Genomic DNA, 22,294 nt, shown 5'->3' with positions numbered 1-22,294 from the left:
TTCGACCTTTCCTTATCTAAATCAAGAGAAATTTACCTTTGATTCTGCTTCTGAGTCTGGCCAAATTTCACATCCCAAACCCTTCATGGCCTAACCCGATAGCAAACATCTTCTAGGATAATGCTTTGTAATGCAACCAGCAAATCATTATTTTTTGCTAGCAAAACTCAGATTCATCATATTATTGATTTCCGCAGATATCTCTTCTAGTCGACTGACAAGCTTACTGGCCTGGACTTGGTATTTATGGAAATATAAAGCATCATTTTTTTTCATACCATCCATGGCTTCCATTATTGTTTTCAATATATTCATTTCCCTGGAAACTTCATTACGGATTTTGACCAATTTGTATTGCGCCTCTTCGGAAGAATAATCTTCATTGTATTCTCTCATAAAGGCATTCACATCATTCTCCATCTTTAGTTTATCTAGCCCAACGCAATTCCGTTTCGAGAATTCTATAAATTTTTGTTTTGCCTGCTCTGGCGTTAATTTAGATTGGGCTGTTGCCTGGGTTTTTAGTTTATTCTTCATGAGCTTCGTCATTTCATTAGCCAATGTCTCTTTGTCAGTCACATTCACAGCCACCTTGTTAAACACATTTATATTTCTATCTCTAAGTTTAACATTGCTGATATTATATTTCGCACGATTAAAACCAATTTTGGTTAGATTATATTTTACGCCGAAATCTGTTTTGAAAATTCCATTAACAATTCGTTGAAAAATGTTGCCATTTTTTATTACAGAAACATTTACACCATTTGTATTCCCTTTGCCCACGTCATTATTTACCTTAGCATTGATTATTTTCTCGCTATCTTTATTCATTGTCATTTGGCTAGCTTCATTGCTACCTTTATTTGACTTGAGAGAGTTTGTGTCGACATCTTTCATCCTATCCTCCTGTTTATAATATTACCACAGGTCAACGGCAGACCGATATCCAATCAGGGATTTCCTAAAAATTTTTCGGTTAACTATTTATCCCTAAAATATGCTTCCGATGGACCCTAAAACTTTTTTTATTTTATGATTTTACAGCCTCTTTGCAAGGAAAATTGTATCAATTCATTTTTTAGAAATTATGGAATCTCTATGATGTTTAGCAATTTACTAGCCAATGATCTCGCCATGCTGGCCCGCATTGTCAGATGTTATATTTATTCAAAATTTCCTTGCAATGTTTAATATTTTTATTGGTCAGCTCAGCCGCATTCCCAACCAGAATAGTACGATTCCATCCAGAGCCGCTTTTAATTTGAATGACGACATTTTTTTCATCTCCAATCGGCTGAGAGTTCAGCATATTCTGAATTTTAGTCAGCTCATTGTTTATATCTTTTAGCGCCGCTAATGCGCATTCTTCCGTTTTACTGATGTACTGATTTTCTATTATTCCATTAATAATTTTATTTCCTTCTTCAGCATCAAATACAGTTCTAATCGAATTCTGAGCCCATTCTTTCCCAATATCATAACCCCGTTCTTTATCTATTTGCCTTACACCATTGTTTTCTAAAAAATTTACAATAGCAGTGACAGAACGCTCCATGTGAATAATTCTTCTATGGCTGTTATTCATATAACTATGAAGATCATTCATAGGCATATTTAATTTTGTTGTATTTTATTGGTTTTCCGTCTTTAAATCTTGTTTAAAATTATTCACTTCATTTTTAAATTCATTTTTTAACTGATTCGCCGTGAGTGACTCACATTTCCTATTGTCAAGACCAACGAAGGAATACTTTACGCCAAAGGTCGTACCAAATCTTCTATTAAAAAATGCCGCAATTCTTGAACTCTGCGTGGCTGAAATTGTTACCATACTAGCCTTCTTAGTCTCACCCTCATTAGTCTTAAACCTAATGGACTGCTTGACCTCCTTACCACTGCCTTTAACTGCAGCATTGCCCAGATTTCTTATCATTTGGCTTAGGTTTATTCTATTAATTTCGCTCATAATATTACCTCCATAGTTAGTCAAATTTTCTAAGCAGGTTGACGTTTACATTCCACTGGGAAGGCAAATTATCTCTCTGCTCTACATAGATTTTATAATTTTGCATAAATTGTGCAAATATAAATCATTGGCGAGATATGATAATCGCCAGATGATGGCAATTTTGCAATGATCTCACAATGGCACTTCCTTTTTCTTTGAAATTTCTTCATCTATAATTTTATCAACTGCATCTTGGCCAATAATTTCAGCTACTTTTTTAATTGTGGCATTTTCATCATTCGTAAAGCCTCTTTCGGTTCCAACCTCTTTGCACAAATTTCGCATCTGTTCTGCGATATGCTTAATTCCGTTCTTTTTATATTCCACAGGCCTAGTAACATATTGGGCCACTGTAGCAGAAACATTTGCAGGTTTGCCATACACTACATGTTGCTGAAGTGAATGATCAATGGAATTTGCTATCTTAGCCAGTTCTATAGATTTTTCTGTCGAATCCTCGGCACGTTTATATATCTCAACAAAACCAGACAAAACATCTTTTGCTAGCATTCCTTCCTTGTTTTTATCAGTTTTCCTCCCTCTTATTAATTTCCCGCTTTGATGGTCAATACTTTCTAATTCACACGAAGTATCTAAAACTAGCTTTGGCAGTGCTTTGGAGTCAGGATCCAATAGCTCTTTTTTATAGCAATAGTAAGCTGTAATCTCTTTACCTTCATATGTAACAGACCTTTTATCATATGCATCATACATACTATTTGCATCCATATATTCACCAATCTCAATAGGCTTTTCCTCCTCGCCTATTCCTTTACTGACAAGCCTATCTATCGAAGGATATTCACCTGGCTTTATTAAGGCTTTAAAAACCTCTGGTTTTGTCGCATATTGCGCCGCAAAACCAACTGTAGTCATTTCATATGCTATAGGTTTAATAAAATCCACTATCTTATTGATGGTATCGTTTTGCAATTTAGATTTAGGCTCAATTTTACTTAATGCTTCATATTCTGCCGATAATTGATCCATAATTTCACTTTTAGATTTATGATCTGAAGTGTTTTCATATTTATCAATTAGGCCTATAACTTTACCTTGGGTTACAACCTGTGACGACATTTCCATAGCCTGTTTTTTTGTAAGTGACTTACTTTTCCTACCGTCAATAGCAACGAAAGAATATTTTATACCAAAGGTCGTATTAAATTTTTTATTGAAAAATGCCGCAACTTTCGAATTCTGTTTGACTGAAACTGTTACCTCATTAGTATCAATCTTAATTTTTCCACACATCTCACCATGGCCCACAGCTGCGGTATTTTTCAGATTTCTTATATTTTGGCATATTCTATTAATTTCGCTCATAACATTACCTCCATAGCCAGTCAAATTTTCTAGGCAGATTGGCGTTTACATTCTTTAAACAGTTTTTTACTAATGGCTTGAGCAGTATGAATAAAAGCCCCAAGCAGCTTTTGAAACTTCTCAGAGTCGATGGATGATATCAGGGCATGATAGGACAGTACGAAAAAATTTGCCGACCTATCGATGGCTAAAGTCGTACCCACGGTTTCTATTTGAAACAAATTCAGCGATAACGCGTAATATAATAGTCCATCTGAATTGCTCGGCACCTCCATCAGCGGCGCATATATGAAAAATCTGTCGCTACCATCGGGGACTTCCAAAATGCACTCCATATTTCTGAAAAAAAATTTACACCTACCAGTATCATCGATGGTAAACTCTTCGTTTTTTACATTATTTATGGAATCAAGCCATGTCTGAACTATTTCTCGAAACCTCGCATTCGTCATATCCTACCTCGGCTAAGTATTTTAAACACAATAATAAAACGCTTTCCAGAGCTCCGGCCATGCTACTATTCATCTCAGTAGCTCTTGCAGCATTTTCTAGAGATTCTATGACTTTTATGAAGCTTGACAATAATTTATTATTTCCAATGGCATAAAAAATTTCAGATAATCGGATTTCCATCGCAGAAAAAACTTTGTTTTGGGCTATTTTTAGCTGATCTCCAGCGACATTATCGACATCTTCTCCATCAGAAAAAGTAAAAGAAGCAGAAAGAGTAGAAGGGTTATTTCCTTTAACAAATTCTTTCACCAGAGAATCCAAAACTTCTTCCAATTGATCAATAATCAGATAGCAATGAACAATTCCGGCTTCCAATGATAGCCTTCCTTGGATCAATAAACGAACCCAATCAGAAATTCCATCAAGCCACTGAATAAGGCATCTATTAACAATCATATCAGAATCCTTAGGCAGCCGAATTAATCCACACCTACTTCGCACTGTGGCTAGCAAACTAAAATATTTTCCAGTAACCAAAATGATGGACGAATCCATCGGCGGCTCTTCTAAGGTTTTTAACAATGCATTCGATGAAGCTGCTCCCAGTCGATCGGCCTCATAGATAATCGCCACCTTACGCTTCGAAGAATAGGGCGATTTCTGTAGCTCTAATATCAAGCCTCTGACCTGCTCGACCTTTATCAAGCCTCCTTTACCCATGGGCCTAAGCTCAAACAGATCAGGATTACTATGGCACCTCGCCGAAAGCAAAGCTTCGGCCATTTGTCTAGAAGCTTTTATAGCAGAATACATATCATCGCAATGAACTATCACCGCCTGGGCCAGTCGATCCGGATCGATGGATAGTACATTTTTTCCGATTTCCAGATTAAAAAAATTTTCTCGTGATTTCATCAATTATTTTTTTGCTAAGCGTATCTGCTTCTACGGATGCATCTACAACCACGAATCTACCATCATCCTTAGCCATCTCGAGATATTTTTTCCGAATCAACGAAAAAAATCCCAAATCCTCGGTCTCTATTCTATCCAAATCAACGTTTCGGCCAACCAAGCGTCCTAAACTCAATGCCGGATCCATATCGAAGATGATCGTCATATCTGGCACACAACCATCTGCTGCAAAAGAATTTAAAGATTCAATTATGGGCATGGGCAATTTCCTGGCGGCCCCCTGATAGGCCGTGGTGGAATCGAAAAATCTATCACAAACAACCCAGGAACCTGCGCCAAGGGCCGGAGTAATCACTTCCCGGACCAATTGGGCTCTGCTAGCTTCAAAAAGGAGCAACTCTGTCTCCGGCAACATATGGCCGCACTCCTCATCATATTGCAATAGATTCCTGATCTTCTCGCCGATCTTCGTACAACCCGGCTCTCGAAGAGTTAGCACATCCAGACCTCGCCCGGATAACTCTTTCGCAATAAATGACATTTGAGTCGACTTGCCGGTGCCTTCTATCCCTTCTAGGGTTATGAATTTTCCATCAAACCGCATAGCGAATAATCCACTGGCTAAATTCAAATCTTCTTCAATTAAAAAACATGGAAATACCACAATTTATTTTGCGGCCAAGCGTCCTGATGTAAATGTAAAAAACCTAGGACTACAAACTTAACTCTCTAGCATTGAATCTATAAAAAAACGTAATCCATTGGCCCAAATAACACAAATGCCATTGATCTAGCAATTTCATAGGCCAAATAAACAAAAATCATGAACAAATTATTAACAATAAGCATATTAGGCCTAATGAGCATCCATCTATCTACCTTCATATTCAGACCTAATGGCATCGCTTACAAAGTTAAAACCATAGGCAACATGCAGTATATGTACGAAATTGCCCATAGCCAAAGCAGCACAAAGGATGCATCCACCATGCTAATTTTGGCCCATTGAGAATACATGAAGGCCGTCGACTACAAAATTTTTAATGTAAAATCATTGCCTTTCCTTGATCTTCATAATGACGATGATCATTGTATAATGGCTGATGAAAAGGCATAAATGAGGTTATGGAAAAAATGAAGAAAGAAAATTTTATTATCAATCAAAAAAAAGATAGCGATATGGATGAAAATATCACTACCAAAACTAGAGTTAGGACGAAAAACATAAAAAAAGCGCCATTGCGTAAACCAAAGAAAGAATGTAAGAAAAAAAATGGAATCGAAGAATAAAAATTACAAAGCGGATATAAGTTATCTGCCACAGCCAAAAATAATGGCTAAAAAATTTGACATTTGATTCATATTAAATTGTTAAAAAAATATGAATAAAACATTAATAATAAGTATATTAGGATTGATAAGCATCAGTCTATCTGCCTCCGGATTCGAATTTTATGGAAAAACTTACAATATTAAATGCATGAAAGACATGTATGACCTATACAAAATAGCCAGCAAACAAAAGACATCAAAAAATGCAGCCACCTTGCTGGTCTTCGGCTTCCGTGAATACACACAAGCCAATAACAATAGATCCACTAGGCATGGTAAATTTAAGTTTCTTAACCAAAATGATTATTTCAATTCCTTATATTCCAATAATGTTATCTACGAAGTTGCTAAAAAAATAGAAAAAAGTGAATTCATGCTCGATCAACAGGATAATTTTTATGAAAATGAAAGTGCCACCGCCCAACAGAAGGCCATGGCAAAAAATAGAAACAAAAAAAAGAGATTACTTAAACAGAAAAAAATACACCAAAAGGAAAAAAATAATGAAAAAGAAGTACTGCAAAGCGAAGATATACTATATGTTATGAATAAATTGTTAATTAATGATTAAAAAAAAATTCTCACCAAAGCCCACTGTATTATTCATACCTGCATTAATGGCATTGACCCAATGGAGCAATAAAATTACACTCAATTATAACTAAGCTGCTGAGCGTTTTGGCAATATTGGTAATGGCTGTTCTATGCCCAATGATTTCCGCCTTCGAATTCGACAGCACTGTTTATTCCGTGAAAAATAGAAAAAACATGGCCAATGCATATCTCTCTGCAAAGAAGCAAACCACGGCAAGAAATGCAGCCACCATATTAATCCTGGCCTATCGCGAATGCATGAAAATCAGCGATTATAATAATAATGATAGAATCCATTGGCCATTTCTTGAGCTACACCACTATTACAATAGAATAGATAATGATTGCATCATCGACGAAGTTGCCGAAGAAATTGATGAAGTGGGCTTTTTGCCAGATCCATTTTATTCTCAAGAACATAGCTATCAAAACCCTAAAAAACCACAAGTTAGAAAAAAATCCTCGCCAAAGAAAACTTCCTTCCTCAAATTGGATAGCCGCAGAAAACCATCTACGAATAAAACCAGAGCTAAAAAATTGATACCCACTTCATCAAAAATCAATAAATAAGCAATTTTTAGCACCAATGCTGTGGACAGGAAAAGCTAAAGCCTAGCAACAAAAACAATCAATTTAGCAAAGAATTTGAGAGGCTGACCAAGGACAAATACATTGAATTTTACTTTTTTTACAAAATTCATCACACTGGTGGGAGATAGTGGACTCGAACCACCGACCCCCTGCGTGTGAAGCAGATGCTCTAACCAGCTGAGCTAATCCCCCAAAACACCATTTAGTGCATAAAAGCTAAAATAATTGTCAATGGTAAAGGTCTACAAACTTGAATTTTATATAATTGTAAAAAAAACATAAATCATAGGCTTGACGTTCGTCGATATAACGCAAAAATAGGAGACGACTTATGAAAAATGAAATTATTATAAAAAGATTGGCTTTGGTTGGGACACTGTGCTCTTCATTTCTACCATGGAATTTATCTGCAAAAGATTATATAAATAATATTAATATAATAGAAGGCAATGATACTGAATCAACTGTTCGAAGACAAGTAAATGAAGAAATGATCATAGAAATAGTGGTACAACCAATTGAAAATGAAGCCGCTGAAAATCAAAGAGAACTGAATGCCGCATCGGATGAAGTCGCTGAAAATCAAGGAGAATTAAATGCCGCACAGGCTGTATCAGCAGAAGCATTAGATTTATCAGCAGAAGCACTAGATTTAGATCGGAATACTCAGATCGAAGAACTTACAGATAATGATGAAACGTCTATAAATGATGTGAATGCCTACATTGAAAACGTTTCTGCTCTCGTGGAAGAAATTAAAAATAAAATAGACGACAAAAATTCGGATAAAAATGTGGTACTAAGTGTGTTACATATCATTCTCGATGTGCTCCAAAAATTAGAAAAACTATGCACAATGGAGAATTTAGACGATGGGCAGATAGCTAAAATTGGTGGCTATGCATGTTTAATAATGGATTTAATAAATGGTGCCAATGTAATCAAATATGCTGATGATAATTTTAAAGATACGTGCAAAAATATTATACCAATATTGAATGAATTTTTATCAGATCCTAAAAACAAATTAGTTTCCATCTTTGAGCTCATATCATTCTGGCTGAATAAAGCTGCCAATGAAACAACTTCTTTAAACGATAATCAGATGCTGTTGTATTGTATAGATTGGTTGAATAAATTTACCTATAATAAAAATGCATCAGATGAAGATTTATGTAAAATATTACAAAATATGGAAGAAATACACGAAAAAATCGAAAAGTCAGCTAAAAATAAAGCATTCTTTATCGAAGCCAAAAAAACCGATTCTGGAAAAACATTTTATGAAATATATAATGATTTGAAAGATACTTCGCTTGAAAATAGTTCCATTCAAGCTGATGGGCCTCAGGATTAATAAATTATCGTGAAAAAAATAGTTTTAACTAGTGTTCTTAGCTGCCAAATTTTATTTGGCGGCTTGTTTATTAATAGTCATGGTGGCGATAATGCCGATGACAAAGGAGAATCTCAGGAACAAGAAACTGCGACAACCGAATTGTCCATTTTCGAAAATTTACTGGATAAGCAAAAATATAATATCCCCATCGGCCACCAGCAGTTCTATTTATCCCATGACAATGAATATATTTCTCTCGAAATCATTATAAAAAGTATTACCAAATCCGCCTTAAATTCACGAAATATTGGTTTCCTCAAAAACTTATTCGATAAAATAGAAAATAATATTAACAATAGCATTAATAGCACTACCTTAGTCAGTAATGATACTGCAATTTGTAAAGATGTGCTGCGTCTTTTTTACATATGGAACGAAATTTGCTGTCGCTATGATCCTAATGTAACAAACTGGTTAATCGAAGAATATAATTTAATATCTGAAAAATGGAAAAATTTTATGAATCGTTTTATGAATAAATTACATATACCTGCAGCATTATTAAGATCACAATTGATCAATCTATCGAGTAATGAAACCGAAGGCGAGGATACAGGAACGCTCGGAATATTTGATCCAGAATATAGATGTCCTGCAGTGATTACATGGTCAATTTATCAGATTGTTTATGCCATAAATTCTGCCGAAACGCCAAATTCTGCCGAAACGCCAAATTCCATTGATATACTAAATTTTTCTGAAGCGCCGGACATAGGTGTATTGGTGAAATTTATTGGAAAAATAATTAGTATTATCGTTCATTATGAACTCTATGATCTTATACTCTGTCTACCTTCCACTACAAATGCTGATGTTCAAGAAATCTTTAATTGTGCCATTAATAAGATTACCCAATGGCTGAATGCCGAAGATAGCGAAGGCAGTGCCAATAATAGCACATCCGATGAGAATTTCGGCGATGAAGATAGCAACTACATGGAAGGCAATGACGAAGAGGAATCACCAAATATCTATACCGATGATAGCTGTAAAGATAGCTCTAAATGTACAATAAATAACTAGCCATCATTTCAGATATTTACAAAGAAAAAAGATTCAACCGATAGTGTCTCTGAGAATGAGGATAACAATGATTGATTACCAGAAAAATAACACCTATTCGTAGAATTTTTTACATTAAAAGACCAAAACTGTAAGTTATTGTTGATTTTTAATGAATCATCAGTTCCATAGGAATAGATGAATTTTTCTATACAGCAATCAATCGCCTGTTATTTGCTGTTTATTTTATCCAATAGTATTCATGAATTTTCTCATGCTTTGGTTGCCTATTTGTTTGGTGACCACACAGCTAAGGACTATGGTCGGCTTACATTAAATCCAATTGCACACCTGGACTGGATTGGCAGTGTTTTCATCCCATTGCTCATGGTGATGGTTCCCAACGGCATATCTATCATTGGTTGGGGAAAAGCGGTGCCAGTAAATATTTATAACTTTAAACACCGAGCATTGGGGGATATATGCACCAGCTTGGCCGGACCATTGTCTAACCTCATTACTGCCATTTTTCTCGCGATTATCAGCTGTTTGCCTATGATGAGGTACAATTCCAATCTTGGAGAATTACTCGAGTTTGCCATTATAATCAACATATCCATAGCAGTTTTTAATCTTTTACCCTTGCCACCACTGGATGGTTCACATTTACTTAGATATCTAATAAATATGCGAGAAGAAACATTTATTATTGTAGCTCACTGGTCTTACTTGGCCTTGTTTATATTGGTGAACATGCAACAGTTTCGTATTCTTTTCGGCCATATCATAAATTACATATTTTGGCACATTATTTATATAAGCAGTATGATCGTCGGTTTTGCCGGAGATATATTATTTTATTTCACTGGTTAATTACATAAATTATGAAAATGTTTGAATTAAATTTACCAAAGTATTTAAAAGAGGAATATCCCTTTTATAATAATTTTTTTGTCAATGAGAATGGACACAGACTGCACTATGTGGATGAGGGCCGAGGTGAGGGAGTATTGATGCTCCATGGAAATCCTACTTGGTCTTTCTATTTCCGAGAGTTAGTAAAAACCATGCATAGTAGCTTTCGGTGCGTTGCCTTTGATCACCTGGGCTGCGGATTATCCGATAAGCCACAAAAATATGACTATTGCTTAGATAATCACATACGCAATGCCTGCGATCTTACGGAAAGTCTAAATTTTGATAAATTTCATTTGGTGATGCATGATTGGGGTTGTGCCATAGGCATGGCGATTGCTGAAAGATGGCCAGAACGCATTGAAACCATCACAATAATGAATGGAGCAGCGTTCCCGTCCAAGGAGATACCGAAAAGAATAAATTTTTGCAGAACATCATGGCTCGCAAAATTTCTCATACTTAGGTTTAACCTATTTGCCATTGGATCAAGCTATATGTCTCTTAGGTATCCGGTAACCAGCGAAGTCCGCAAATGTTATCTCTATCCATATAATTCCAAAGCCAATCGGATTGCCACGTTGCGGTTTGTGCAAGACATACCAATGGATCCTAACCACAGATCCTGGGCCACATTGATGAAAATAAGCCAAAATCTTCATTTACTACGAAAAAAGAAATCGCTTATCCTATGGGGCCTGCAAGATTTCTGTTTCACCGAATCCTTTTTACAAACCTGGATAGATGCGTTTGAGGATCCTCATGTGATAAAATTAAATGACTGCGGTCACTACGTGTTAGAAGACTCTAAGGCTTTGGGAATGACGACCATAAGGAATTTTTTGCTGAGAAATAAGAAACAAAACACATTCACATATAATTAGATTTCACAGCGGACAGGAAGTTTCCACAAAAACATGGGGCAGAGAAAATGCACTGCATAGCTCATCGGCCAGGGCTATAATCCCCCATCGTTCTGTAGCGTAATGTCCACATACATAAACATTTAAGTCGTGCTCATAGGCCTCAGAATAGCTGTGTTGTCTACATTCTCCAGTGATAAATGTGTCGATGCCTAGACTGCGCAAAGACGGGATAGCCTGACCTCCGCCACCGGAAATTATCGCCAATTTCCTCACTGTCTTCGGCCCAAATTCCAGGCTAACCATCGATTTAAATTTATTTGCCAGCCTATGCGCAAGCTCTTCTCGATCAATTTGTTCATTTACAACAGCAGCAATTTTCACATCATGAAAACCTAGATTCTCGAAGCTTGAAACTTTCAGGCCTAGTTCATTGGCCAGTAGGACGTTATTGCCAATCTCCTGGTGAGCATCCAGCGGTAAATGAGCACTATAAACAGCTATATCATTGTCCATTAAGACCTTATATTTGACATAAACCTCATCAATCACCGGTATGGATTTACCCCAGAATAGCCCGTGGTGCACCATTAATAGGTTTGCTCCGACATCTCTGGCCAGGCGAATCGATTCCAACGAGCCATCGACAGCGGATGCCACTTTAGAAATTTTCCCTGAATTCCCGAACTGCAAACCATTAAATGCATTGGGATAGTCGAACATACCATCGATGCTAAGCCTTTTATTACAATAACTTACAATCTCTTCCAGAGCAACATTCATGATTTCTCGAGTTTCATAACCAAAGAAAATATTGCAAATGAATAAATGCTATCCAGGAAAAACAGCCAGCCATCGCAGGGCCCAGAAAATAGATAAAGTGCGACCATATAAACAAACACTAACATCTTCCTAACAGGGCACATAAGAAACAATAAATTGGTAAGTAATGAAGCAAGATAGTGATCGATCCAGAAGGTGAAACCGATGGCCTTGGCATAGAGACCACAGACCAACGTCGCCGTAAGGATTCCTATGGGTTTTCCAAAGATTTCGAAGGCAGATTGAAAGGCCCATGGGCAAAATATAAATGCCCTGAGGCCAAATCTATGCCCCATAAAATTTGCTAAAATTTCTGCCCACAGAGCAAAAAATAGCATCGACAAATGCTGCTTAACTTTGCCATTTTTCGCACCTGACCCACCGTAAAGCGGAAGAAAATTTCCCTGCCTAGGACCTAGCATATTATTTTGGGTTTACAAAAATCATTACTTCACGCAAGTCCTTCAATGAGTTAGGAATCTCGCATTCAGCATCAAAATAAATGCCATTGCCATGAATTTTTTTCGTCAGTCGCCCAACAAACAAATTTCCAGGAAACTTCGAGCTCATTTCACTGCTGACAACTTTTGTCTCTTTGATGTCAAACAAATCCTGAGGCAGATCAGAAAGTTTCCCAACTCTTTTAAACCTAACATGCTTCGTCCCACAGTAAATAAACGGCCTGGAATCTCCGGCCAGCTGAACAGCTATCCTAAAGTTTGGACTGGTCAAAAGTTCAACCACTGCCTTGGTCTCGAAAATTTCTGAAATTTTTCCACCAATGCCGCCGATGTAACCCACTCCATCGCCGATGCTTAGTCCATCAGCTTTGCCTTTATTTATCCACAGTCGATCCCACCAGGCCGAAGCGTCGCGGCGAATCACTTCGGCATAAACAACTTTGTGCTTTGATGGAGGTTTCAAGCCAAGCAACTCCCGCAACCTGACATTCTCTAGCTTTAGCTCGGCACATTTAACGCTCAACTCATTCTTCTCCAAATCCTTACTATACAAATCTAACGCTAAATTGAGCAACTTATCCTTCGGCAATCGACGAATTCTAAGCGGATCTAGCAGTGTATCCAGCTTTGATGTCAGGCAAATCGACCAGGTCCTGACGTTCAGCAAACTATTGACATCGAAGTTGATAATAGACGAAAAGATCCACCAACCAACACAGCCCATTCCAATAACTCCCAGGACACTGCACTGCCTCGCGAATCTCACTCTCCGTCCAACCAAAGACCTAAATCCTGCAACACGGTGCCTGTTCCGTTGGCAACGGCACTCAATGGATCATCGGAAACTACTACAGGTAAACCGGTTGCATTACTTATCGCATTATTCAATTGCCGAATCATCGATCCACCTCCGGCGAGAACTATGCCTCGATCGACCAAATCCGCCGATAACTCCGGCGGACACTTTTCCAACGCCGTTTTCACAATCTCGACAATCCCTCGGATAGAACCAGTTATGGCTTCGCGGACCTCTTCTGAAGTTATTTTTATGGTGCGCGGCAACCCAATGATGGCATCTCGACCCTTGATCAACATATCAAGCTCATTGTCCAGCGGCGCAGCCGAACCAATCCGAATTTTTATATCTTCGGCCGTTCTCTCGCCAATCACCAAATTGTACATTTTTTTGACATAGGCAATGATTGAATCGTCAATTTCATCGCCGCCAATGCGGATACTTTGGGAAAATACAACGCCACTCAGCGATAGAATCGCCACTTCGGTGGTGCCGCCGCCGATATCAACGATCATGCTTGCCGCCGGTTCATCTATGGGCAAACCGACTCCAATTGCCGCTGCCACAGGCTCTTGCAATAACAAAACATCCCGTGCACCAGCATGGATGGCGGACTCCTTCACAGCCCGACGCTCTACCTCGGTTATGCCCGACGGCACCGCAACCACAACCCGCGGAGGGATAAACTTCACACTGCGCGATGCCTTATTTATAAAATAGCGTAGCATGGCTTCGGTGACATCGAAGTCAGCAATGACGCCATCTTTCATCGGCCTTATGGCAGTAATATTACCAGGCGTTCGGCCCAACATGCGCTTCGCATCGAGCCCAACGGCCCGCACCCGCCGCGAGTTCGTATACACAGCCACAACACTTGGCTCTCTAATTATGATACCGCGGTCCTTGGCAAAAACCAGGGTATTAGCGGTGCCAAGATCAATACCTATGTCATGGGATAGAAATCCAAGCATCCTCCCAATGTTGTTTTTAAATTTTTGCAACAACCTCATCTATAAGCCGGTTCAGCAAACCTAATATTCTCAGAATTACTACAAAGGATTTTTAGCTCTTTGCAAACATATTTCTGGAGTAAAAAATATAAAAAGCATAAAAAACCTAAAAACAAAACCTGTGTGGTGCTCAGAAAGGGACTCGAACCCTTACGCCTTGCGGCACCAGATCCTAAGTCTGGCGTGTCTGCCAATTCCACCACCTGAGCATCCGCTTTTACTGAACCCTAAATTGGAACATAGCTTTGTCGATAAAAATCTATCAAAACCATTATCATTGCCATTTATGAATCACATCTTCAACTGCCGCAACGACATCGCTGACATCGACCGTCGATATATCTGCAGAGATTACCAAATCTTCTGATTTTTTCAAAATTTTTATTGGGCTAGCAAAAATTGGACCAGTCCGCAAAGGATTCGTCGGGCCATAGACCACCACCACCGGACAACCAGCCATGTTGGCCAGATGAATACCACCGGTGTCGTTGCCAACGGCCACTGCGCAGGCGGCCAATATTTCCAAACATTCCGTCAACGAAGTCTTTCCGGCTAAATTTGTTACAGCACGATTTTTTTGGAAATCATTCTTTATAGCTCCAGCTATTTGTCCATCTGCATCGGTACCGATCAACAAAATTTCGTAGCCACAATATTTTTCCAACAACACATCCACTAATTTGCACCATTTTTGCACCGGCCATCTTTTAGCAGGAAAATTTTCGCTGCCACAGATCAATGCTATTTTTTTATCTTTCTCAGGTTTGTTTCGCCACGGCGCTAAATCCATATGAGCGTTAAGTCCCATCGCCTCGAAGAACTTCTGGATCACTAGCCGTTGATGAACTCTGGCCGAGGAGAGAGATTCCGGAACCTTCCATCCATCGGTTAGGAGTGGACGAAATCCACCGCCGACGACCATCCCAAAGGTTTTCGCACAGCCAATTATTTTTGCCTCCAAATCTCCACGAAAGGAATTCGTGAGCAGTATATAAAAGTCTGGAAATAATCTTCTGTGCTGAAAAATTCTATAAAAATACAGAAAATTTTTCTTTGGCAATGGGATATGATTGTCGCCAATGCAAAGATATTTGAGCAGTTCGCAAAATTGCGCCTTGGCAATTATTGTCACACAAGCGTCTTTGCGCGAACAAGATATGGCTTTTATTACCGGCAACACCATCAGCACATCACCAAGCCAATTGGGCAACCTCAAGAAAATTCGAGTTTTCTTCTCCATCAGATGCAGATCATCGATCCTCTTGGCCGAGATATGCAAAAAAGTGTTGGCATCATCTTGGCAATGCCATCGGTTATGCATCCAAAGCCAATCCGCACAAACCTCATCGCTGGATGACAATGTTTTTTCCAGCCAACGATTCATAGCAAATGCCACAGAATATTTGCTATCACCTTGCAGTTCAAGCTGTTGAAAGCTACTAATACTTTTCCAAAATCCTATTCTTTTGGAAAACAGAACAAAAACTTTGGTATTAAATTTAGTACGAAAAATATCCGGAAGACCTGTGGTGGATGCAATTCTTCCAAAAAACGTAGTCAATAGGCCATTTTTTCCGGCATTTTGATCGAACAATAACGCAAGTATGCCGCGATTTTTCAGTATTTTTTTTGCAGCTAACAGGCCATTTTTTCTTGACAATAATGCAAATCCAAATTTTCCTCTAGCATGTTTTATATATGCCTCGACATCGACGTGGCTAAAAGGCCTATAGATCACGCCGATTTTTGAGAATTTTATATTAGATAAATGTACTGGTAATGTGGTCATTGCTTCCATGGAAGAGAAATGTGGGACAAGTATTATTTTCGCTGTGTTTTTCTTTGAACTGTAATTTTCAGCATCTGAAATTAAAGCATCCACCGAGGCATCAACAGAAAAAAATTTTTTTAGTTTTTGCCTCGAAAACCACGGAATGGTTATGGACAATAGCCCAAGCTCGACAGTTCTTGCACAGCTAGTTCGGGCAATGCTTTTTTTCCATTGAAAACTTTTTTTCGGAAACGCATGATCTAGATTTGACAATAAAATTTTACGCCGCGATGGGTGAAAATAATAAAGAAGCCCACCGCAAATTGAACATATATATGAAACAAACCATCGCGGTAGATGCGCAAACAAAATACCAGCAAATCCCAATAAAAATCTGACGATCATCAGCCTGAAAACTTTTTGAACAATAAAGCAACATTATGGCCGCCAAAACCAGAATTTTCACTTATCGCCACCTTCACTTCTTTGCTAAGTGCTTTATTTGGAACGTAATTCAAATCACATTCTATGTCGGGAAATTCGTAATTTATCGTCGGAGGAATTTGGCCAGTTTGGATCGCCTTTACACAAGCAATGGCTTCCACCCCGCCAGACGCCCCAAGCAAATGACCTGTCATACTCTTGGTCGAACTCAGCGGGATTTGACTTGCCAGGTCACCAAAAACAGATTTTACCGCCACAGTCTCATATTTATCGTTATACTGTGTCGACGTTCCGTGGGCATTTATATAATCAATATCTTCTTGCGATACAGCAGCTTCACGCATCACAGACCGGAGGCATTCCGCCAGACCAAAACCTTTCGGATGGGGCATAGTTATATGAAAAGCATCGCTGGTGCAATGGTACCCGGCCAGTTCACAATATATTTTTGCCCCACGCGCACTCGCATGTTCCAGAGTCTCAAGGATTAACAAACCAGCACCTTCGCCCATCACAAAACCGTCTCGCTTGGCATCGAAGGGCCGACTGGCCATGGCAGGATTATCATTGAATCCAGTACTCATCGCCTTCATCGAACAAAAACCAGCAAACCCTAGAGCATTTAGTGCCGCCTCACTGCCTCCTGCCAGCATCACCTCGGCCTTGCCAAGTTTCATCGTGCTGTAAGCCTCTCCTATAGAATTGGCTCCGGAAGCACATGCCGTCACCACCGATAGATTTGGCCCCATAAATCCAGTCTCTATGGCCACAACCCCTGAAGCTATGTTGCATATCAATGCCGGAATCATGAACGGCGAAACCTTATTTTGGCCCACCGTATGAAATTTTTCAGATTGAAACTCTATGGTAGTCATCCCGCCAATGCCAGATCCAATCATCACTCCAGCGCGCAACTTCTCTTCATCGGCCAGCGACAACCCAGCATCCGCTATGGCTTCGTGCGCTGCAGCCACGGCAAAATGCACAAACCTGTCATTCCGCTTGACATCCTTATAATCCATGTATTCAGTCGGATCAAAATCCACAATCTCTCCGCCAATTCGGCAATTAAATGGCGACGTATCAAAGGATTTTATGGCCTTTATTCCACTACGACCAGAAATCAAAGAATTCCAAAGCGAATCGACACCAAAGCCCAACGGTGTAATGGCCCCCAACCCGGTCACTACCACCCGCAGGTCTCTAACAGATTTCGAATCACACTCCGACACCTGAAATCTATTCTTTATCCAACTTACCTTCTATATAGGCTACGACATCCTGGACAGTTTGCAACCCCTCTGCATCGGACTCCGGAATTTCCCCTTGCAGTTCGGTTTTAAACTCATCTTCAAAAGCCATTATTAGCTCAACCGTATCCAGAGAATCCGCCCCAAGATCATCAAGAAATGATGCCTCAGGCACTACTCTGTCTTCACCCACACCAAGCTGATTAATAATAATCTCCTTAACTCGTTGCTCCACAGTCTTGTCAGCCATATTACCTATAAATAAAATGTTTTAAAATTTACCAATATGATGGATAGTTATGATAAAAATTTTCATAAGTCAAGCGACTTTTGGCCAAAATTTAAATAAAAGAAATAAAAATTTTTCACAAATCTGCAAAAATAAATCAACTTTTCTTGACAAAAGGCGTGTTATTTCAAGTTTACCCGCTAGTGCGCTCAGGTGGTGGAATTGGCAGACACGCTGTCTTCAGGCGGCAGTGCCGAAAGGCATAGGGGTTCGACTCCCCTCTTGAGCACCATCGCAAGATTATGGAAAAATCAAAGAGTAATGAATTGATAGATGAAGTGCTTTGTTCAGCAGATCTAAGCGATAGGGCATGGATGCTTATTAATAAATACAAAAAACAAATAACTCTCTGCATTGCAACATGTTGCGTTCTGTTAGCAATTCTAGGACTAGCTATGGTTATATATAATAGTGGAATTAATGCTATGAAAAATGCCTTCATGAAACTGGAAACCGATGAACAGAAACTGTATTTTGCGAATAAATATAAATCAAAACAACTTGGTGGTGTTGTGTTTATGGAACTAGCTGATAGGGCTTACAAAAGTGGAGTCTTCGACGTGGCCGCCGATAGATACAACAACGCCAGAATAAGTCTAAAAAATTCTCCACCAGGAAGTAGGGCTGCCATCGGAGCATGCGTATCGCTGATAAAGGCAGGGAAAATCGATCTGGGTAAACAAAATTTGCTGAAACTAAGCCAGGATGGATCTGCACCTTCAAGCCTTCGGGCAGAAGCACTTATGCTTTTGGCTAGATTTTTTCAACATAATAAAGACATAAAAAATGCTGCGGCAGCACTGGAACAGGTGATATCAGGAAATTTCGGCAGTAATTGGAAGGCCATTGCGGAAGATACTCGAAATGAAATGGAAATATGATAATTATTATAGCATTCGCTTAAAATATGGGGTTTACAGCAAAATTGCAATTCGCTAATTCTCAATGCAATTCTAATATGTTATATTGGAGTAAGATAGCTATCCCTGATCCATTTATTGCATTTGAAATAAATGGCCAAAAAATTGCTGTGGTAAACTCACTAGAACTCGAAAATATGAAAAAAAACTCGGCTTTTCATGACATTATTAATATAGACGAGGTACTTTGCAAAAATCGCGATCCGGCTGAGATAATAAAAACCCTTGGCGCTAAGTATGATGTGGATAAATGGTCCGTGCCCTATGATTTTCCAGCTGGCCTTTGGGTAAAACTTAAATCCGAAGGCACTAGGTTATCTTTTTGCGAACAAGAACGATTTATCGAAGAGCGTACCATAAAATCATCTGAGGAAATTAGATACATAAAAGAAGCCTGTGAAATAACAGCCAAAGCTCTGGATGTAGCGCAATCAATAATTGCCGACTCAATGCCGGATAATAATAATATATTGATATTCAAGGGCAATATGTTAACATCCAACCAACTGCGAAGGGAAATCGAAATAGTTTGCGCAAAAAATGGGGCCGTGGCCAAAAATACCATAGTTTCCTGCGGAAAGCATTCGGCCCAACCACACAATCCGGGAAAAGGCCCACTGTTCGCTAACCAGTTCATAGTAATAGACATATTTCCAAAGGTCATGACCACCGGTTATCATGGAGACATGACTAGGACTTTTATTAAAGGCACACCATCACACTCGCAAATCCAAATGTACAACGCTGTAAAAAAAGCCCAGACCGATAGCATCAAAAATGCAAAGGCCGGCGCGTCTTGTAAGTATATACATAATAACAACTTGAAGTTATTTGCCAGCCTAGAATTTCATACAGATTACGCCAAATCAGAAGGATTTTTTCATAGCACTGGCCACGGACTCGGCTTAGACGTCCATGAATTTCCAGGCATTGGAAATCTCGATGTCGCACTACAAAACAACATGGTCGTAACGATTGAACCAGGTTTGTATTACAGGGATATCGGCGGAGTTAGACTAGAAGATGTGATTGTGATTAAAGAATTTAACTGCGAAATGCTGTCAAATTTTAACTACGACTGGATATTATAATGAAATCTTTGCAGAAAGTCAGTAGAAAAAATTTGGACGATTCAGTAAAATTTCTACGCGGAATAGCCAAAAGAATATATAATTACCGCCGAGATGTTTTAGCGGATGATCAATTAAAAACATTGGAAGAAATAAGACATAACCTGTTGCTCACGAACACTAAAAGTAATACTGAACTTAATATCATGTGCGAAGAATACAGGGAAAAATTGCAGTTGATCGGAGGAGACATATTTCCCCAAAGTTTTATAGCAGAAAACGCAGAAATATTGATGTTTGCAGCCATCCTATCACTGGGAATTCGGACATTTTTTTTTCAGCCATTCAAAATACCGACAAATTCCATGCTGCCAACCTACGCCGGAATGACTTTCGAGTTGACTGGCAAAAAGTTAAGCAAACTAGAACGACTTAAGAGATTTATATTTCTTGGAGCAATTAACTATTCGATGAAAACCCAATCTACGGGTACTGTATATGTACCTTTAATGAAAAAATCCAAAAACAAAAGACATGACAGTTCCTATGGCGGAGTAATTGATTATGAAATAGTTAACGCACGAAAATGGTTCGGGCTTTTACCAACAAAACTGCGAGAATATACTTTCATTGTGGGAAATAAACCCTCTTCATTGCGAGTTCCACTTGATTTCTCATTGGATGACGTCGTTCTCGAAGCGCTTTTTAATAAAAACGTTACCTATCATGATATTATTGCAAACAATAACAAAAATTCTTTTGTAAAGATCAATGACCGAATGTTTTTTAACACTGAAATAAAAAAGAACGCAGGTGAAGAAGTATTGTCCTTTGATATACTAACCGGAGATATGCTTATAGTCAACAAGTTCGCGTACAATTTCATGCCCCCAAAAATCGGCGATCCGATCGTCTTCAAAACCAGAAAAATAAAAGCACTTAACAGCGACAAATACTATATAAAACGACTGGTCGGTACACCCCATGATGCGCTGCATATAGAAAATTCTGGCTTGATGAGAAATGGCACCGAAATAACTGGATCTAAGGCCTTCCATAACAATAAGTTAAAAACAAATAACTATCCAGGCTATGTGGCAAGAGGCAATTTAGCAAAAGGTCGAGAAGTGATCGTACCAGCGGAAAATTATTTTGCGCTGGGAGATAACTCACCAAATAGCCTAGATAGCCGATATTGGGGGTTTGTCCCATCTAAAGAAATTGTAGGACAAGCAATCATTATAATGTATCCATTTACACATCGCTGGGGATTGGCAAAATGACCCGATGGTGTTGCGTATGTGCTTATGACGGAACAGGTTTTCATGGATGGCAAAGTCAGCCTAACAAAAATACTATACAGGATACAATAGAACAATGGCTTTTTTACATTTTTAAAAAAAATATCCGGATATTTGGCAGCGGAAGAACCGATGCCGGTGTGCATGCAAACAATCAAGTCTTTCATTTTGATGCAGATTGGAAACATGGTGAAAATAAATTATTGCTCGCCCTTGATTCAAAGCTCCCAAAAAATATTAGCATAAAATCTATTCAAAAAGTTGAAAATAATTTTCATGCCCAGTTTTCCGTCATAAAAAAAAGATATGTATATCGCCTACGAGAAGGTATCGCTAACCCATTCGAGTACAAGTTTTTATGGGAATTGAAAAGCAAAAAATTAGATATCCAAAAAATGAATACATTGGGTCAAGCATTGCTTGGATGTCATGATTTTATAGCCTTTGGAGCCAAACGAAAAGATGATAAAAATGAATGTACAATAAAAACTATGCATTCGCTATCTTTTTCACGCCAAGGAAACTACATAACACTTTCCACCGAAGCCAGTGGTTATCTATACAAAATGGTCAGAACCATAGTGGGGACCATGGTAGAGGTAGGCATTGGCGCATTGTCACAAAACTATGTGCTGGAATGCTTTACAGATAAACAACGAAAAGAAAAAATAGTAACTGCACCGGCCTTAGGATTATTTCTAGACAAAGTCTATTATTAATATATCCTCGGTTTGACTTGATCGTGAATAAAAATTCTAT

The 22,294-nt window shown here is 38.7% G+C and carries 26 protein-coding genes and 3 tRNA genes; 13 read left to right on the top strand and 16 right to left on the bottom strand.

The genetic code is table 11. The features are described from left to right. Positions 1–147: 147 nt before the first annotated feature. The 7 genes from LBH49_00395 to tmk all read right to left on the bottom strand — a co-directional run bounded on the left by LBH49_00395 (position 148) and on the right by tmk (position 5,309). Positions 148–900 (bottom strand): hypothetical protein, encoded by a 753-nt coding sequence (locus LBH49_00395; protein ID MDR0351101.1) that lies wholly within the window; start codon positions 898–900, stop codon positions 148–150. A gap of 253 nt (positions 901–1,153) precedes the next feature. Next, positions 1,154–1,609, bottom strand: a complete 456-nt coding sequence (locus tag LBH49_00390; protein MDR0351100.1) for a hypothetical protein — start codon at positions 1,607–1,609, stop codon at positions 1,154–1,156. 24 nt (positions 1,610–1,633) lie between these two features. Continuing rightward, positions 1,634–1,969 (bottom strand): hypothetical protein, encoded by a 336-nt coding sequence (locus LBH49_00385; protein ID MDR0351099.1) that lies wholly within the window; start codon positions 1,967–1,969, stop codon positions 1,634–1,636. 174 nt (positions 1,970–2,143) lie between these two features. Then, on the bottom strand, positions 2,144–3,337 hold the full coding sequence (locus tag LBH49_00380; protein MDR0351098.1) for a hypothetical protein: 1,194 nt from the start codon (positions 3,335–3,337) through the stop codon (positions 2,144–2,146). Positions 3,338–3,366: 29 nt separating this feature from the next. Continuing rightward, the gene (locus LBH49_00375; protein ID MDR0351097.1) at positions 3,367–3,789 is read right to left on the bottom strand and encodes a CesT family type III secretion system chaperone; all 423 of its coding nucleotides are present in this window, start codon (positions 3,787–3,789) and stop codon (positions 3,367–3,369) included. Next, a complete protein-coding gene (locus LBH49_00370) occupies positions 3,746–4,705 on the bottom strand; it encodes a hypothetical protein (GenBank protein MDR0351096.1) in 960 nt (319 codons plus the stop codon). The genes LBH49_00375 and LBH49_00370 overlap by 44 nt, the downstream gene beginning before the upstream one ends. Next, a complete protein-coding gene (gene tmk, locus LBH49_00365) occupies positions 4,680–5,309 on the bottom strand; it encodes a dTMP kinase (GenBank protein MDR0351095.1) in 630 nt (209 codons plus the stop codon). The genes LBH49_00370 and tmk overlap by 26 nt, the downstream gene beginning before the upstream one ends. Before the next feature lie 219 nt (positions 5,310–5,528). Between tmk and LBH49_00360 the strand changes: the two genes are divergently transcribed. The 4 genes from LBH49_00360 (at position 5,529) to LBH49_00345 (ending at position 7,201) form a co-directional block, all read left to right on the top strand. Then, complete coding sequence (locus LBH49_00360; GenBank protein ID MDR0351094.1) at positions 5,529–5,714, top strand: hypothetical protein; 186 nt, start codon at positions 5,529–5,531, stop codon at positions 5,712–5,714. A gap of 125 nt (positions 5,715–5,839) precedes the next feature. Beyond that, positions 5,840–5,995, top strand: coding sequence for a hypothetical protein (locus LBH49_00355; GenBank protein MDR0351093.1), 156 nt, complete (start codon positions 5,840–5,842; stop codon positions 5,993–5,995). 91 nt (positions 5,996–6,086) lie between these two features. Further along, a complete protein-coding gene (locus tag LBH49_00350; protein ID MDR0351092.1) occupies positions 6,087–6,608 on the top strand; it encodes a hypothetical protein in 522 nt (173 codons plus the stop codon). A gap of 179 nt (positions 6,609–6,787) precedes the next feature. Further along, complete coding sequence (locus LBH49_00345; GenBank protein ID MDR0351091.1) at positions 6,788–7,201, top strand: hypothetical protein; 414 nt, start codon at positions 6,788–6,790, stop codon at positions 7,199–7,201. Positions 7,202–7,337: 136 nt separating this feature from the next. Here LBH49_00345 and LBH49_00340 read toward each other — a convergent pair. Beyond that, positions 7,338–7,414, bottom strand: a tRNA-Val gene (locus LBH49_00340). 139 nt (positions 7,415–7,553) lie between these two features. Here LBH49_00340 and LBH49_00335 point away from each other — a divergent pair. From LBH49_00335 to LBH49_00320, 4 genes are all read left to right on the top strand, one after another. Continuing rightward, positions 7,554–8,579, top strand: a complete 1,026-nt coding sequence (locus tag LBH49_00335; protein ID MDR0351090.1) for a hypothetical protein — start codon at positions 7,554–7,556, stop codon at positions 8,577–8,579. Positions 8,580–8,588: 9 nt separating this feature from the next. Further along, positions 8,589–9,644, top strand: coding sequence for a hypothetical protein (locus LBH49_00330; GenBank protein ID MDR0351089.1), 1,056 nt, complete (start codon positions 8,589–8,591; stop codon positions 9,642–9,644). A gap of 177 nt (positions 9,645–9,821) precedes the next feature. Further along, a complete protein-coding gene (locus LBH49_00325; protein ID MDR0351088.1) occupies positions 9,822–10,496 on the top strand; it encodes a site-2 protease family protein in 675 nt (224 codons plus the stop codon). A gap of 11 nt (positions 10,497–10,507) precedes the next feature. After that, entirely contained in the window at positions 10,508–11,422 is a 915-nt protein-coding gene (locus tag LBH49_00320) for an alpha/beta fold hydrolase (protein ID MDR0351087.1), read from the top strand. A gap of 3 nt (positions 11,423–11,425) precedes the next feature. Here LBH49_00320 and LBH49_00315 read toward each other — a convergent pair whose 3' ends face one another. The 8 genes from LBH49_00315 to LBH49_00280 form a co-directional block, all read right to left on the bottom strand. After that, positions 11,426–12,184 (bottom strand): Nif3-like dinuclear metal center hexameric protein, encoded by a 759-nt coding sequence (locus LBH49_00315; protein ID MDR0351086.1) that lies wholly within the window; start codon positions 12,182–12,184, stop codon positions 11,426–11,428. Continuing rightward, a complete protein-coding gene (locus tag LBH49_00310; GenBank protein ID MDR0351085.1) occupies positions 12,181–12,645 on the bottom strand; it encodes a hypothetical protein in 465 nt (154 codons plus the stop codon). The genes LBH49_00315 and LBH49_00310 overlap by 4 nt, the downstream gene beginning before the upstream one ends. A 1-nt stretch (position 12,646) precedes the next feature. Further along, the gene (locus LBH49_00305) at positions 12,647–13,408 is read right to left on the bottom strand and encodes a rod shape-determining protein MreC (protein ID MDR0351084.1); all 762 of its coding nucleotides are present in this window, start codon (positions 13,406–13,408) and stop codon (positions 12,647–12,649) included. 38 nt (positions 13,409–13,446) lie between these two features. Next, the gene (locus tag LBH49_00300) at positions 13,447–14,451 is read right to left on the bottom strand and encodes a rod shape-determining protein (protein MDR0351083.1); all 1,005 of its coding nucleotides are present in this window, start codon (positions 14,449–14,451) and stop codon (positions 13,447–13,449) included. A 163-nt stretch (positions 14,452–14,614) separates the two neighbouring features. After that, positions 14,615–14,699 (bottom strand) — tRNA-Leu (locus LBH49_00295). Positions 14,700–14,764: 65 nt separating this feature from the next. Further along, a complete protein-coding gene (locus LBH49_00290) occupies positions 14,765–16,666 on the bottom strand; it encodes a hypothetical protein (GenBank protein ID MDR0351082.1) in 1,902 nt (633 codons plus the stop codon). After that, positions 16,666–17,937 (bottom strand): beta-ketoacyl-ACP synthase II, encoded by a 1,272-nt coding sequence (gene fabF / locus LBH49_00285; protein ID MDR0351081.1) that lies wholly within the window; start codon positions 17,935–17,937, stop codon positions 16,666–16,668. The genes LBH49_00290 and fabF overlap by 1 nt, the downstream gene beginning before the upstream one ends. A 7-nt stretch (positions 17,938–17,944) precedes the next feature. Next, positions 17,945–18,205 (bottom strand): acyl carrier protein, encoded by a 261-nt coding sequence (locus LBH49_00280; protein ID MDR0351080.1) that lies wholly within the window; start codon positions 18,203–18,205, stop codon positions 17,945–17,947. Between the two features lie 186 nt (positions 18,206–18,391). Between LBH49_00280 and LBH49_00275 the strand changes: the two genes are divergently transcribed. From LBH49_00275 to truA, 5 genes are all read left to right on the top strand, one after another. Beyond that, positions 18,392–18,476 (top strand) — tRNA-Leu (locus LBH49_00275). A 10-nt stretch (positions 18,477–18,486) separates the two neighbouring features. Continuing rightward, positions 18,487–19,125, top strand: a complete 639-nt coding sequence (locus tag LBH49_00270; protein MDR0351079.1) for a hypothetical protein — start codon at positions 18,487–18,489, stop codon at positions 19,123–19,125. A 26-nt stretch (positions 19,126–19,151) separates the two neighbouring features. Next, positions 19,152–20,255 carry a Xaa-Pro peptidase family protein gene (locus tag LBH49_00265; protein ID MDR0351078.1) on the top strand — a complete coding sequence of 368 codons (1,104 nt, stop codon included), beginning with the start codon at positions 19,152–19,154 and terminating at the stop codon, positions 20,253–20,255. Beyond that, on the top strand, positions 20,255–21,517 hold the full coding sequence (gene lepB, locus LBH49_00260; GenBank protein ID MDR0351077.1) for a signal peptidase I: 1,263 nt from the start codon (positions 20,255–20,257) through the stop codon (positions 21,515–21,517). Before LBH49_00265 ends, lepB begins: the two co-directional genes overlap by 1 nt. Then, on the top strand, positions 21,514–22,254 hold the full coding sequence (gene truA / locus LBH49_00255; protein MDR0351076.1) for a tRNA pseudouridine(38-40) synthase TruA: 741 nt from the start codon (positions 21,514–21,516) through the stop codon (positions 22,252–22,254). The genes lepB and truA overlap by 4 nt, the downstream gene beginning before the upstream one ends. The last annotated feature ends 40 nt before the right edge of the window (positions 22,255–22,294 follow it).

The sequence above is a fragment of the Puniceicoccales bacterium genome (assembly GCA_031255005.1).
Lineage (GTDB): Bacteria > Verrucomicrobiota > Verrucomicrobiia > Opitutales > LL51 > JAIRTH01.
Note: the sequence above shows the minus strand (reverse complement) of the source record. Positions and strands in the feature narration are given on the sequence as shown.

Bases quoted from the DNA above. Each gene is read 5' to 3' on its own strand.
- LBH49_00395 (MDR0351101.1), bottom strand. From the start codon at position 900: ATGAAAGATGTCGACACAAACTCTCTCAAGTCAAATAAAGGTAGCAAT.
- LBH49_00390 (MDR0351100.1), bottom strand. From the start codon at position 1,609: ATGAATGATCTTCATAGTTATATGAATAACAGCCATAGAAGAATTATT.
- LBH49_00385 (MDR0351099.1), bottom strand. From the start codon at position 1,969: ATGAGCGAAATTAATAGAATAAACCTAAGCCAAATGATAAGAAATCTG.
- LBH49_00380 (MDR0351098.1), bottom strand. From the start codon at position 3,337: ATGAGCGAAATTAATAGAATATGCCAAAATATAAGAAATCTGAAAAAT.
- LBH49_00375 (MDR0351097.1), bottom strand. From the start codon at position 3,789: ATGACGAATGCGAGGTTTCGAGAAATAGTTCAGACATGGCTTGATTCC.
- LBH49_00370 (MDR0351096.1), bottom strand. From the start codon at position 4,705: ATGAAATCACGAGAAAATTTTTTTAATCTGGAAATCGGAAAAAATGTA.
- tmk (MDR0351095.1), bottom strand. From the start codon at position 5,309: ATGCGGTTTGATGGAAAATTCATAACCCTAGAAGGGATAGAAGGCACC.
- LBH49_00360 (MDR0351094.1), top strand. From the start codon at position 5,529: ATGAACAAATTATTAACAATAAGCATATTAGGCCTAATGAGCATCCAT.
- LBH49_00355 (MDR0351093.1), top strand. From the start codon at position 5,840: ATGAAGAAAGAAAATTTTATTATCAATCAAAAAAAAGATAGCGATATG.
- LBH49_00350 (MDR0351092.1), top strand. From the start codon at position 6,087: ATGAATAAAACATTAATAATAAGTATATTAGGATTGATAAGCATCAGT.
- LBH49_00335 (MDR0351090.1), top strand. From the start codon at position 7,554: ATGAAAAATGAAATTATTATAAAAAGATTGGCTTTGGTTGGGACACTG.
- LBH49_00325 (MDR0351088.1), top strand. From the start codon at position 9,822: ATGAATTTTTCTATACAGCAATCAATCGCCTGTTATTTGCTGTTTATT.
- LBH49_00320 (MDR0351087.1), top strand. From the start codon at position 10,508: ATGAAAATGTTTGAATTAAATTTACCAAAGTATTTAAAAGAGGAATAT.
- LBH49_00315 (MDR0351086.1), bottom strand. From the start codon at position 12,184: ATGAATGTTGCTCTGGAAGAGATTGTAAGTTATTGTAATAAAAGGCTT.
- LBH49_00310 (MDR0351085.1), bottom strand. From the start codon at position 12,645: ATGCTAGGTCCTAGGCAGGGAAATTTTCTTCCGCTTTACGGTGGGTCA.
- LBH49_00305 (MDR0351084.1), bottom strand. From the start codon at position 13,408: ATGGGCTGTGTTGGTTGGTGGATCTTTTCGTCTATTATCAACTTCGAT.
- LBH49_00300 (MDR0351083.1), bottom strand. From the start codon at position 14,451: ATGCTTGGATTTCTATCCCATGACATAGGTATTGATCTTGGCACCGCT.
- LBH49_00290 (MDR0351082.1), bottom strand. From the start codon at position 16,666: ATGATCGTCAGATTTTTATTGGGATTTGCTGGTATTTTGTTTGCGCAT.
- LBH49_00280 (MDR0351080.1), bottom strand. From the start codon at position 18,205: ATGGCTGACAAGACTGTGGAGCAACGAGTTAAGGAGATTATTATTAAT.
- LBH49_00270 (MDR0351079.1), top strand. From the start codon at position 18,487: ATGGAAAAATCAAAGAGTAATGAATTGATAGATGAAGTGCTTTGTTCA.
- LBH49_00265 (MDR0351078.1), top strand. From the start codon at position 19,152: ATGGGGTTTACAGCAAAATTGCAATTCGCTAATTCTCAATGCAATTCT.
- lepB (MDR0351077.1), top strand. From the start codon at position 20,255: ATGAAATCTTTGCAGAAAGTCAGTAGAAAAAATTTGGACGATTCAGTA.
- truA (MDR0351076.1), top strand. From the start codon at position 21,514: ATGACCCGATGGTGTTGCGTATGTGCTTATGACGGAACAGGTTTTCAT.